This is a genomic window from Mycobacterium sp. (assembly GCF_050701675.1).
In the GTDB taxonomy this organism is placed as follows: domain Bacteria; phylum Actinomycetota; class Actinomycetes; order Mycobacteriales; family Mycobacteriaceae; genus Mycobacterium.
In genome coordinates, this window is record NZ_JBOGDD010000899.1 from 1 (window position 1) to 12,222 (window position 12,222).

Sequence of the window (12,222 nt, forward strand, 5' to 3'; positions counted from 1 at the left end):
GCCCAGTTCGCGGATCGCCCGGCAACCCCGCTCGAGCATCACCAGCATCATGTCGTCACCGCGTTCGGTGGAGATGGCGAACGCGCAGCCGAGCGTGGTGAGCAGGGGCACCTGCAGCATGCCGACCCGGTAGTCGCGCCAGCACGTCTCGCGGTCGTAATCCGTGATGCCGTAACCCAACAGCTCCGAGTGGTAGGCGGTGACCAGATCCTGGTCTGTCTGTGACCGCGCCTCGGGAAGCAGGCTGGTGCCCGTGAAGTAGGCCAGGTCGCGGGCGGGCAGACCGACCCCGAGGGTCTGCCAGTCGACGACGGTGACCTTGGTTCGGTCGGGATCGAAGAGCATGTTGTCGAGCCGGTAGTCGCCGTGCATCAGCGAGAATCGTTGCCGGTCGGCCATCAACCAGGGGGTGGCCATCGACATGGCCTCGGTCGCGGTCTCGCGGTCCTCGGCCGTCATGCGCGAGCCGAGCCGGTCGAGGGTGATCTGCGTCGCCATCACCGCGATGTCGCCGAGGCCCTTGATGGCGTCCTCGCTCGCCAGTGACATGGCCAGGCCGGGGAAGTCGGTCCACTTGGGGTCGCACCAGGTGGGTCCGTGCAGGCCCGCCAGTGCCCGTACGCCCAGCTCTGCCTCGACTGCGGTACATCCGCCGATCTGGTCACCCTGGACGGCGGGCGCCGCATCGGCGAGCAGCAGGACGAAATCGCCGCCGTCGTCGGAGATCTCGCAGTGGTAATGGCGGGGGATCGGTACCCGGACCACGTCGGCGACCTCGGTGTAGAACGCGTGCTCGGACCGGTACCCCAGCGCCACCCGCTCCCGCACCGCGTCGTCCTGCGACGACAGCTTGATGGCGAACGTGGTCGGCAGGTCGGTCGGCTCGGGCCCGTAGCCCACCGACAGGCGGTAGGTGGCACCCGTCTGGCCGGTGCCGATCGGAGTCACCTCGACCGAGCGAACCTCGCTCTGCAACACGGACTCCAACCACTGCGGCGTCACGTCCGTTGGGCTGCGGGGGATGGACGGGGCCGGAGGCAGGGGCCTGGTCATGAGGCCGGACACTAATCGGCGTTCTGACAGCTGTCAACGATCTCTGACAGGAGTCAGGAGGGGTACCGACGCGGAGTGAAGACGCGGTCACCTGCACCGAGCGACTGCCACTGGGTCTGCGACGACCCGACGATGAGCAGACACCGCATGTCGACGTCCTCGGGGGCCAGATCGCCCAACCGGACCACCTTGACCTCCTCGCGGGGTCCCGACACGTCGCGGCCGATGACGACGGGGGTGCCCGGATCGCGGTGTTCCAGCAGCAGGTCGCGCATGGCGCCGACCTGCCAGGTGCGGGTCTTCGACGCCGGGTTGTAGATCGCCAGGACCAGATCGGCCGCCGCGGCGGCGCGCAACCGATCGACGATCACGTCCCATGGCTTGAGCCGGTCGGACAGCGAGATCACTGCGTAGTCGTGCCCCAGCGGCGCGCCGACCCGGCTCGCGACGGCCTGGGCCGCCGTCATCGCGGGGATCACCCTGACGTCGACGCCGGGCCACTGCTCGGCCTCCTCGAGAACGGCCGTCGCCATCGCGAACACCCCTGGGTCACCGGAGGACACCACGGCGACCGCGCGGCCCTGCTGCGCCAGCGTGCACGCCAACCGGGCGCGGGCCGGCTCGTCGGTGTTGTCGCTCGGATGGTGGGTCTGACCGACGCGGGCCGGGACCCGGTCCAGGTAGGGGCCATAGCCGATGAGGTCGGTCGCGGCGGTGAGCTCACGGCGCGACTGAGGGGTCATCCAGTCCACGTCGCCTGGCCCGAGGCCGACGACGGCGACGCTTCCGACGGGATCCTTGCGGGCCGTCATCCCCGGCAGCATGGCCAGCGAGAAGTAGGGCACCGTCGTCTCGTCGACCTCGCCGGCCGGAAGCACCCGCTGCTGCGGTGTGCTCGCGCGTTCGACGTAGTACGCCTCGTCGAGCCTGCCGATGGAGGAAAGGACCTCCCGCACAGCCGGATACGAGCGCCCGAGCTTCATCACCACGGCGGCGTCGCTGTCGATCAGGCGCCGCCGGAGCTCGTCAGGTGCCAGGGTGCCCGGCAGGATGGTCAACACCTCGTCGCCCTGGACGAGCGGTTGCCCGGTGGCTGCCGACGCGGCGCTCACCGACGTCACCCCAGGCACGATGACGGCCTTGAACCGCTCCGTCAGTCGGGTGTGCATGTGCATGTACGAGCTGTAGAACAGCGGGTCACCCTCGGCCAGCAGCGCCACGTCGCGGCCCTCGTCCAGGTGAACGGCGATGCGTTCGGCGGCAAGGGCGTAGAAGTCCTCCATCGCCCCCGCGTAGCCGCCTGGGTGATCGGTGGCCTCGGTGGTGACCGGGTAGAGCAGGTGCTCCTCGATCTGACCGGGCCGCAGATAGGGCTCGGCGATGGCCCGTGCGATGCTCCGGCCGTGCCGGGCGCTGTGATAGGCGACGACGTCGGCCTCGCCGATCACGCGGGCCGCCTTGACCGTCACCAGCTCTGGATCGCCTGGCCCCAGCCCGACGCCCCACAGCGTTCCCCTCGTGCTCATTCGCGTTCGCTCGCGATCGCGTTGACGGCCGCGGCTGCCATCGCACTGCCCCCGCGTCTTCCGGTCACGACGAGATAGTCCATGCCGCGCGGGTTTTCGATCAGTTCCTGCTTGGACTGCGCCGACCCGACGAACCCGACCGGACCGCCGAGGACGGCGGCAGGCACCGGTGCGCCGTCGTCGAGGAGTTCGAGCAGCCGGAACAGGGCGGTGGGGGCGTTGCCGATCGCCACCACCGCGCCACCGAACCGGTCGGCCCACAGGTCGACGGCCGCAGCGGACCGCGTGCTGCCCAGTCGCGCGGCGAGGTCGGCCGCCCCAGGGTCGGCGACGAGCGACACCACTTCATTGTCGGCGGGGAGCCTCGACCGCGTGATGCCCGCGGCGACCATCGATGAATCGCACAGCACGGGCGCTCCCGCGGCGAGGGCGCGGTGAGCTGACGAGACGGCGCCTGCGGTGAAGGCGACGTGCTCGGCGACGTCCACCTGGCCACAGGTGTGGATCAGCCGGACCACGACCCGCGAGACGTCGTCGGGAAACCGGGCCAGATCGGCCTCGGCGCGGATCGTCGCGAACGACTGCCGGTAGATCTCGGCTGCGTCGCGGATGTAGTCGAGCACCCGATCACCCTACGGGTGACGCGGCTCGTAGCCGTTCGCGGTCGCCACCAGCACCTGACCGGTCGATGGGCTTCCGCACGCCCGATCGCAACCGACGTAGTGCCGGTGAATCCTCTCCTCGGCGCCGTCGACGTCGAACACCGCCCGCGCGGCGTCCTGACGGACGTCGGTGGCCGAGTGTGCGCATCCGGGACTTCCCGTGCAGGCGCTGACGTCCAGCCACGGTGAGTTCTCGTCGAACACCAACCCGAGCGGGGCGAGCACCCGCAACGCGGCGTCGGCGACCCCGTCGGCGAGGTCGCAGATCAGGACCGAACGCCACGGCGTGATCACGAGCGGGGCGTTCACCGCCGCCAGGTATTCGGCGACCCGCGCCTTCAGGACGCCGAGGGGGATGGCGCCGCCGAGCGTGACCCGTCCGTCGTCCTGCTGGATCCACCCGACCGGAGGCCGCGTCACGGCGGGCCAGGTGGCACCCGGCTCGGCGGTGCGCGACAGTCCGACCAGGAGGGGCTCGACATCGGTGAGTTCACCTGCGCGCCAAGCATTTCCGCGCACTCGATTGAATTTCTCCGCCACGTCGACGAGTGTCGACACGACGTCGTCGGTGCGAATGCCGGTGTCGACGCCCGCCACCAGCAGGGCCGCCGTGTGGTCGTCGAGGAGGTGGGCGCCGACGTCGGCCCCAAGCCCGGACACGTCGCCGCGCCCGTCGTCGATCGAAAACCAGAACCGGCCGGGCAGGGTGGCGAGCTCGCCGCTGGCCTGGATCGCGGCATCGAGTTCGCGCACCAGATCACGGACGTCCGCGCGCCCGCCGTCACGACCGGTCAGTGGAGACGCCACGACGTTGCGGACGCGTTCGTGGCTGTTGGACGGCAGCAGACCCGCATCGGCGATTGCGTCGGCCAGCGCCGCGGGGTCGGTGATACCCCGGATCTGGACGTTGCCGCGCGACGTCAGTTCCATCGTCGAGGAGCCGAACCGGTCGGCGACCAGCGCGAGCGCCTCCAGCTGGTACGCGTCGATCATCCCGCCTGGCAGGCGCACCCGGGCCAGCGCGCCGTCGGCCGCCTGATGAACCTGAAGCGCGCCGGGGCACGCGTCGTCATCGCGGGAGCGGGGCACCCATCTACGGTACGGCGACCAGACGGGCCGGCGCCACGACCTCCGAGTAGTGCGACGCATCGCCGGTGATGACGCGGCTCGGCGTGCCGTGCACGTCGACTGGGATGTCACCTGCCAGGGTGATCCGGCTCAGGCGACGGTACTGGTCGTCGTAGTCGGAGACGGCGTAGTGCTGGGTGGCTCGGTTGTCCCAGATGGCGAGGTCACCCGGCTGCCAGTTCCAGCGAATTGTGTTCTCCAGCTTGGTGACCCGCGCCTGGAGTAGCTGAAGAAGCGTCGTCGACTCCGTCGATCCCAGCCCGACGAAGCGCTTGACGAAGTGACCGAGCAGCAGGACCCGCCGTCCCGTCTCGGGGTGGACCCGGACCACGGGATGTTCGGTCTCGTAGATGTCGGAGACGAACTCCTCGCGGTACTGGCGGACGGTGTCCTCATCCGGTCGCTGGGACTCGGCCTGAACTTCTGCGAAGTCCTTGATGTAGTCGTAGTCGTTGGTGTGCACCGCCCACAGGTTCTCGACGAGGGCCCGCAGTGGGGGCGGCAGCTGGTCGTAGGCGGCCTCGGTCGACGCCCACGTCGTGGTCCCGCCGTACTCGGGCAGCGTGATGGCCCGCAGCAGTGAGGCCTTCGGGATGCGGTCGACGAACGTGACGTCGGTGTGCCAGGAGTTGGCCTTGTCGTAGCGGGAATCGATGGGCAGTATGTCGGCGCCGCGCGACGTCACCGTCGGATGCGCGATCGTGGGCGTCCCGAGGGTCTTGGCGAAGGCGAGCTGGCTCTCGTCGTCGAGGTGCTGCTGATCGCGGAAGAAGATCACCTTGTGCTTCAGGAGCGCGTCGTTGATCGCCTCGACGGTGGAGGTGTCGAGGTCGCCGTCGAGGCGCACGCCGTCGATGCGCGCTCCGATGTTGGCGCCGAGCTTGACGACGACTGGGGAATTGGACATGGCTCAATTGCCGCACAATCCGGTCGTCCTGGCCAGTTTTTGGCTGACGCAGATTCTTTCTTGCCGCCTCGCCCGCAGGAAAAATGTCCGATCCCGTCAATTGTCGAGATCGGCGGGCGTAGCGTCGGCTCATCCGCAGGGCGGGAGGGGTCCGCGTGATGAAGGCTGGGGAGACGCCGACGGTGGCGATCATCGGTGCCGGGATGTCGGGTATCTGCATGGCCGTGAAGCTTCAGGGCGCGGGCATCGACACCTTCACGATCTTCGAGAAGGCCGACGAGGTCGGTGGGACGTGGCGTGACAACACCTACCCGGGACTCACCTGTGACGTGCCCTCGCGCTTCTATGCGTATACGTTCCGTCCCAACCCGGCCTGGTCGCGCTTCATGCCGTCGGGTGCGGAGATCCAGTCCTACTTCCGCACGGTGGCCGAGGAGTGGGGCCTGCGTCAGCACATCCGATTCGGAACCGAGGTCACCGCGGCCCGCTACGACGACGGCAGGTGGCGGGTCACCACGGCCGCAGGCGAGGAGGCCTTCGACGTCCTGGTCACGGCGACCGGGGTGTTACGCGTGCCGCGCTACCCGGACGTCGAGGGCCTCGAGACGTTCTCGGGTGCCACATTCCATTCGGCCCGGTGGGATCATTCGATCTCATTGCACGACAAGCGGATCGGATTGATCGGCACGGGTTCGACGGGGGTGCAGATCACCTCGGCGCTCGGCGGCAACGTGCGTCGGCTCGAGATCTTCCAACGCACGCCACAGTGGGTGTGCCCGACGCCCAACTTCCGCTACCGGCGGCACACCAAGGCGGCCCTGAGGCGGTGGGCCGTGCTGAACGGGTTCGCCTACAAGTTCTGGCAGGGTTACTTCGAGAAGGTCTTCGGCCGCGCAGTCGTCGAACCGTGCTGGCAGCGACGTCTGGTCGCGAGGCTGTGCCGGTGGAATCTGCGGCTGTCCGTGCGCGATCCCGAGTTACGCAGAAGGCTCACCCCCGACTATCAGGCCATGTGCAAGAGGCAGGTGGTCGCGGGGCACTACTACCAGGCGATTCAGCGTCCCGGCGTCGAGGTCGTGACGGACGCCATCGACCACGTCGAGGCGCGGGGAGTCGTCACCGCCGACGGGACCCTGCACGAACTGGACGTGTTGGTGCTGGCGACCGGTTTCGACGCCCGCGCGTACGTCCGCCCGATGGACGTCGTAGGCGAGGGCGGCCTGACCCTTGCGCAGGCCTGGGCGGGCGGAGCCAGGGCTTACCGGTCCGTCGCGGTGCCCGGGTTTCCCAACATGTTCATGTTGATGGGCCCGCACTCGCCGATCGGGAACCAGTCGCTGGTCCCGATCGCCGAGGATCAGGCCGACTACGCCGTGTGGTGGATCAAGCGGATCGCCGACGGTCGGGTGAGTTCGGCCGCGCCGACGGAAGTGGCCACCAAGGTTTACAACGAGGAGATGAAATCTGCCATGCCACAGACGGTTTGGCTGACCGGTTGCTCCAGTTGGTATCTGGGCGAGGACGGACTTCCCGAGCTGTTCCCATGGCGCCCCGGCCGGCATCGGGCGCTGCTCCGGGCGCCGGACACGCGAGACTTCGACGTTCGCACCACCTGAGGAGTGACCTACGTCACCTCCGATGCAAGTGTGTTCCGTCCCACACGAAACCGCCGAAAACGGTACCGCCGGTACTAGCTTCCTTTCTGAACCTCCGTTTGCCGGCTACTCCACGAGGCAGGCGGGTGACTCGGGAGGAACCACATGTTCGGACTCGTCGCATTCGCGGCCTTGGTAGTGCTGCTGCTCGCGATCCTCGGTCTTCCCTACCGGGACTCGTGGTACGGCCGGTGGGGCAATTACGACCGCTGATCAGGCGTACCGCACCGAGCTGACCGCGGTCGAGGCCGGTGCGGTACGAATGGTGGGTGCACCAGCCCACCGTTCTACTGCTGTCCACGTCGGATACCGACCTGATGACGGCCAGGGCCAGCGGCGCACGCTACCGGTGGGTGAACCCGTCCCGGCTCGTCGACGGTGAGCTCGACTCCTTGCTGGACGGGGCCGACGTCGTGGTCGTGCGGATCCTCGGCGGGTACCGCAGCTGGCAGGACGGCATCGACACCGTGGTCGGCACTGGTGTCCCCACCGTCGTCCTCAGCGGGGAACAGTCGCCCGACGCCGACTTGATGAGCCACTCGACGGTGCCCGCGGGCGTGGCGCTGCAGGCGCACGTCTACCTGGCCCAAGGTGGGGTGACGAACCTCCGCCAGCTCCACGCCTTCCTCAGCGACACCCTGCTGATGACGGGCTTGGGTTTCGCCCCGCCAGAGTCAACCCCCCGCTGGGGTGTGATGGAGCGGCCTGCTCCTGCGGCCGGCGGCCCGCGGATCGCCGTCCTCTTCTATCGCGCGCAGCAGCTGGCGGGCAACACGGCCTACGTCGAGGCGTTGTGCCAGGCGATCGAGGCGGCCGGCGGCCAGGCGGTGCCGGTGTACTGCGCGTCGTTGCGCACTCCCGAGTCCGATCTGCTCGAGCTTCTCGGCACCGTCGACGCGATGGTGACGACGGTGCTGGCGGCTGGTGGCGCGGTTCCGGCGACGGTGGGCGCGGGTGGCGACGACGACACCTGGAACGTCGCGCACCTCGCCGCGTTGAACATTCCCATCCTGCAGGGACTGTGCCTGACGTCGTCAAGGGATCAGTGGAGCGATAACGACGACGGCATGAGTCCGCTCGACGTCGCGACGCAGGTGGCCGTGCCCGAGTTCGACGGCCGGATCATCACGGTTCCGTTCTCGTTCAAGGAGATCGACGACGAGGGCCTGATCTCCTACGTCGCCGATCCGGAGCGCTGCGCCAGGGTCGCGGGCCTCGCGGTCCGTCAGGCCCGGCTGCGCCACGTAGCCAACCGGGACAAGCGGGTCGCGCTCGTGTTCTCCGCGTACCCGACGAAGCACGCGCGCATCGGCAACGCGGTCGGCCTCGACACGCCTGCCAGCGCCGTCTCGCTCCTGCGTGCGATGCGCGACGCCGGTTACCAGATAGGTGAGGTGCCCGGCGTAGACGCCCAGGACGGTGACGCGCTGATCCACGCGCTGATCGAACGTGGCGGCCAGGACCCCGATTGGCTGACCGAGGGACAGCTGGCAGGCAACCCGATCCGGGTGTCCGCGAAGGACTATCGGAAATGGTTCGCCACGCTGCCCGCCCAGCTCGCCGACGCCGTCGTCAAGCACTGGGGGCCACCCCCTGGGGAGCTCTACGTCGACCGTAGTCAGGATCCTGACGGCGAAATCGTGATCGCCGCAATGCAATCCGGCAATGTCGTGATCATCGTGCAGCCACCGCGCGGGTTCGGCGCGAACCCGGTCGCGATCTACCACGACCCCGACCTGCCGCCCAGTCACCACTACCTCGCGGCCTACCGTTGGCTCGACGCCGAGTTCACGGGGAGTTTCAAGGCCGACGCGGTGGTGCACCTCGGCAAGCACGGAAACCTGGAGTGGCTGCCAGGCAAGACGCTCGGCATGTCCTCGACGTGCGGCACCGACGTCGCCCTCGGTGATCTGCCGCTGATCTACCCGTTCCTGGTCAACGACCCAGGGGAGGGCACCCAGGCGAAACGTCGTGCACATGCAGTCCTGGTGGACCATCTCATCCCGCCGATGGCGCGAGCCGAGAGCTACGGGGACATCGCCCGCCTCGAGCAGCTGCTCGACGAGCACTCCAACATCGCCGCGCTCGATCCTGGCAAGCTGCCCGCCATTCGTCAGCAGATCTGGACCCTGATGCGGGCGGCCAAGATGGACCACGACCTGGGTCTGCAGGACCGTCCCGACGAGGACTCCTTCGACGAGATGCTGCTTCACGTCGACGGCTGGCTGTGCGAGATCAAGGACGTCCAGATCCGGGACGGGCTGCACGTCCTCGGGCAGGCGCCGGCCGGGGAGACGGAGATCGACCTGGTGCTGGCGATCCTGCGGGCCAGGCAGCTGTTCGGCGGCGAGCAGTCGGTGCCAGGGCTGCGCCAGGCGCTCGGACTTGCCGAGGACGGCACGGACGTCAGGGGCGCGGTCGATGCCGCCGAGACCCGGGCCCGTGAACTGGTGGCCGCACTCGCCGAAACCGGTTGGGATGCATCGGCCGTCGACGGCATCGCCGAGGACTCGGCGGTCGCCGACGTGCTGCGCTTCGCCGCGACCGAGGTGGTGCCGCGGCTGCGGGAGACCGATCGCGAGATCTCCCAGATCCTGCACGCACTGGACGGCGGCTTCATCCCGGCTGGGCCGTCGGGCTCACCGCTGCGAGGCCTTGTCAACGTGCTGCCCACCGGTCGCAACTTCTACTCCGTCGACCCCAAGGCCGTCCCGTCGCGGTTGGCATGGGAAACCGGTGTCGCGCTGGCGGATTCGCTGTTGGAGCGCTATCGGACCGACCACGGCGAGTGGCCTCGCTCGGTCGGTCTGTCGGTCTGGGGCACGTCGGCCATGCGGACCTCAGGCGACGACATCGCCGAAGTCTTCGCACTGCTGGGGGTTCGGCCGGTGTGGGACGACGCGTCCCGACGGGTCGTCGACCTTGAGTCCATCGACCTGGCCGAGCTGGGGCGTCCGCGCATCGACGTGACGGTTCGGATCTCGGGCTTCTTCCGCGACGCGTTTCCGCACGTCGTGACGATGTTGGACGACGCGGTGGCGTTGGTCGCCGACCTCGACGAGCCCGCCGAGTACAACTACGTCCGTGCGCACGCCAAGGCCGACCTCGCCGAGCACGGTGACGTGCGCCGTTCGACGACGAGGATCTTCGGCTCCAAACCGGGCACGTACGGCGCAGGCCTGCTGCAGCTGATCGACAGCCAGAACTGGCGCGACGACGCCGACCTGGCGGAGGTGTACACGGCGTGGGGTGGATTCGCGTACGGCCGCGGACTCGACGGGGCGGCGGCCACCGACGACATGAGCAGGCAGTACCGCCGGATTGCCGTCGCGGCCAAGAACATCGACACCCGCGAACACGACATCGCCGACTCCGACGACTACTTCCAGTACCACGGTGGGATGGTCGCCACGGTGCGTGCGCTGACGGGTCACGACCCGGCGGCCTACATCGGCGACAACACGCGGCCCGACGCGGTCCGCACCCGCACGCTCTCGGAGGAGACCACCCGGGTGTTTCGGGCCAGGGTGGTGAACCCGCGGTGGATGTCCGCGATGCGCAGGCACGGCTACAAGGGGGCCTTCGAGATGGCGGCGACCGTCGACTACCTGTTCGGCTACGACGCCACGGCCGGGGTGATGGCCGACTGGATGTATGAACGCCTGGCGGGGGAATACGTACTCGACGACGAGAACCGCAAGTTCATGGACGAGTCCAACCCGTGGGCCCTGCACGGCATGGCCGAGCGGCTGCTCGAGGCCGCCGGCCGGGGCATGTGGGCCGAACCCGACGCCGCCACCCTCGACGGCTTGCGGCAGGTCCTTCTGGAGACCGAGGGCGATCTCGAGGGCTGAGTGCCGCGGGATCGTTGCAGCTAGATTGGTGCGCATGCCCGTCACGTTCGCCGAGGTCGCGAAGTCCGAGTACATCCTGCTGACCACCTTCACCAAGGACGGCAGGCCCAAACCAACGGCGATCTGGGCAGCGCCGAGCGGTGACGGTGTGGTTGCCATCACCCAGGAGCAGTCGTGGAAGGTCAAGCGCATCCGCAACACCCCGCGCGTGACCATCGCCGAATGCGATCGTGGCGGCAAGCCCAAGGGCGAGGCCGTCGAGGCGGTGGCGGCGGTGCTGGACAAGTCGGCCAACGGCGTCACCTATGACGCGATCGGGAGGCGCTACGGGCTTGTCGGCAGGACGTTCAACCTCTTCTCCAAGTTCCGCGGTGGCATGGAGAGGAACGTCACCATCGAGTTGAAGGCGGTGAGCTGAGTGGCGCCCACCTTCGAGGACGTCTACGGCGAGAAGTACCTGCTGCTGACCACGTTCACCAAGGACGGCAAGCCCAAGCCAACGACGGTGTGGGGCGTGCCCGAGGGCGACAAGCTGTTGATCATCACCGACGACGGTTCGTGGAAGACCAAGCGGATCAACAACACTCCGCGGGTCACCATCCAGAAGTGCGGCATATTCGGCAAGGTCAAGGGTGAGCCCGTCGAGGCCGTCGCGCGCATGCTGCCAAAGTCCGAGACCCGGCCGGTGTTCGACAGGATCATCCGGCGGTACTGGAACCACGCGATCTACTTCGTCCCGCAGGCGCTGCTGCGCGGGGGCATCGACAAGGTGCACGCTGCGATCGAGGTTGAAGCAGTGCAGGCTCCTGCCGGAGGGTAGGAGCGCAGCGACCGGGGAATCGAGCAAGCCGGAACGGCCGGTTAGGAACCCACGGGTCCCACCGAACGTTGTCACGTCATGGCTATGCGGCTCTTCCTGGTGTACGTCCTCGTCGAACTGGCGGTGGTGGTCGGTCTGGTGTCCACGATCGGGTTCGGATGGACCTTCCTGCTGGTGGTCGGCACCTTCGCGCTGGGTCTCGCCCTGGCGGGTTCGCAGGTGAAGCGCCAGGTCCATCGGCTGCAGTCGGGGTTGGCCTCGCCGCAGGGCGCGGTATCCGACGGCGCCCTCGTCGCGCTGGGCACCGTTTTGACCGTCGTCCCCGGCCTCGTCACGTCGGCGTTGGGGCTGCTGCTCCTGTTGCCGCCGACGCGGGCCGCGGCCCGGCCCGCCGTGACGGCGCTCGCCGCCCGCGGTCTCGGCCGTGTTCCACTGATCGTGACCACCGCGGGCCCTCGCGCGTACCGGCCCCGTGGTGACTACATCGACGGAGAGGTCATCGACGTGACCGACGTGGAGCCGCCCCGCCTGCCGAAGAACCCCTACTAGCTTGACGACGCTTCTGGTCGGCGGCCAGGTCTACAACCCGGTCATGCCCGAGGCGACCGCCATGGCGG

10 protein-coding genes are annotated in these 12,222 nt (G+C 68.5%); 5 read left to right on the forward strand and 5 right to left on the reverse strand.

Features of this window, described 5'->3' with window-relative positions; genetic code table 11:
* From ACRDUX_RS27210 to ACRDUX_RS27230, 5 genes are all read right to left on the reverse strand, one after another.
* Positions 1-1,053, reverse strand: a 1,053-nt coding sequence (locus ACRDUX_RS27210; RefSeq protein ID WP_526418347.1) for a phosphotransferase family protein, incomplete at its 3' end; no start/stop codon positions are given.
* A gap of 53 nt (positions 1,054-1,106) precedes the next feature.
* The gene (locus ACRDUX_RS27215) at positions 1,107-2,579 is read right to left on the reverse strand and encodes a precorrin-2 C(20)-methyltransferase (protein ID WP_526418349.1); all 1,473 of its coding nucleotides are present in this window, start codon (positions 2,577-2,579) and stop codon (positions 1,107-1,109) included.
* Positions 2,576-3,202 (reverse strand): precorrin-8X methylmutase, encoded by a 627-nt coding sequence (locus tag ACRDUX_RS27220; RefSeq protein WP_526418350.1) that lies wholly within the window; start codon positions 3,200-3,202, stop codon positions 2,576-2,578. Before ACRDUX_RS27220 ends, ACRDUX_RS27215 begins: the two co-directional genes overlap by 4 nt.
* Before the next feature lie 9 nt (positions 3,203-3,211).
* A complete protein-coding gene (gene cobG / locus ACRDUX_RS27225; protein ID WP_526418352.1) occupies positions 3,212-4,330 on the reverse strand; it encodes a precorrin-3B synthase in 1,119 nt (372 codons plus the stop codon).
* 4 nt (positions 4,331-4,334) lie between these two features.
* Positions 4,335-5,276, reverse strand: a complete 942-nt coding sequence (locus tag ACRDUX_RS27230) for a TauD/TfdA dioxygenase family protein (protein ID WP_526418354.1) — start codon at positions 5,274-5,276, stop codon at positions 4,335-4,337.
* A gap of 158 nt (positions 5,277-5,434) precedes the next feature.
* On the opposite strand from ACRDUX_RS27230, the gene ACRDUX_RS27235 reads away from it, so the two are divergent.
* The 5 genes from ACRDUX_RS27235 (at position 5,435) to ACRDUX_RS27255 (ending at position 12,154) form a co-directional block, all read left to right on the forward strand.
* Positions 5,435-6,892 (forward strand): flavin-containing monooxygenase, encoded by a 1,458-nt coding sequence (locus tag ACRDUX_RS27235; RefSeq protein WP_526418362.1) that lies wholly within the window; start codon positions 5,435-5,437, stop codon positions 6,890-6,892.
* A 308-nt stretch (positions 6,893-7,200) separates the two neighbouring features.
* Complete coding sequence (cobN, locus tag ACRDUX_RS27240; RefSeq protein WP_526418355.1) at positions 7,201-10,785, forward strand: cobaltochelatase subunit CobN; 3,585 nt, start codon at positions 7,201-7,203, stop codon at positions 10,783-10,785.
* Positions 10,786-10,819: 34 nt separating this feature from the next.
* Complete coding sequence (locus ACRDUX_RS27245; protein WP_526418357.1) at positions 10,820-11,203, forward strand: PPOX class F420-dependent oxidoreductase; 384 nt, start codon at positions 10,820-10,822, stop codon at positions 11,201-11,203.
* Entirely contained in the window at positions 11,204-11,605 is a 402-nt protein-coding gene (locus ACRDUX_RS27250; protein ID WP_526418359.1) for a PPOX class F420-dependent oxidoreductase, read from the forward strand.
* Positions 11,606-11,683: 78 nt separating this feature from the next.
* Positions 11,684-12,154, forward strand: a complete 471-nt coding sequence (locus ACRDUX_RS27255; RefSeq protein ID WP_526418361.1) for an FxsA family protein — start codon at positions 11,684-11,686, stop codon at positions 12,152-12,154.
* The last annotated feature ends 68 nt before the right edge of the window (positions 12,155-12,222 follow it).